The organism is Pseudomonas sp. UBA6753, assembly GCF_002453565.1.
GTDB lineage: Bacteria > Pseudomonadota > Gammaproteobacteria > Pseudomonadales > Pseudomonadaceae > Aquipseudomonas > Aquipseudomonas putida_Z.
Genome location: NZ_DKHD01000038.1, coordinates 13,803 through 14,157, shown reverse-complemented (window position 1 = coordinate 14,157; position 355 = coordinate 13,803). Strand labels below are relative to the sequence as shown.

The following is a 355-nucleotide window of genomic DNA, read 5'->3' as shown; positions in this document are numbered from 1 at the left end:
GACTGAACTACCGCTGCGTATCATTCAGGCTTGCGCCCGATTGAAACCTGGGTCTGCCCTTCCGGCGCGATGGCCTCAGGACAGGCACAAAAAAAGCGATAACGTGATCGCTTCTCTTGTGTTTGCTTCAAGGTGTTCAAGGGACCTTGAAACGAAGATGGCGCAGCGGACGGGACTCGAACCCGCGACCCCCGGCGTGACAGGCCGGTATTCTAACCGACTGAACTACCGCTGCGTATCGTTCAGGCTTTCGCCCGATTGAAACTGGGATCAGCCCAAGGCGTTTGCCTTGTGGCTTCAGACCGGTGCCAGGCACCCATCTGTTACTGAAAAATGGCGCAGCGGACGGGACTCG

Annotated in this window: 1 tRNA gene; it reads right to left on the bottom strand. The window is 57.5% G+C overall.

What is annotated here, in order from left to right:
* Positions 1–158 precede the first annotated feature (158 nt).
* Positions 159–235 (bottom strand) — tRNA-Asp (locus B2790_RS16100).
* Positions 236–355 lie beyond the last annotated feature (120 nt).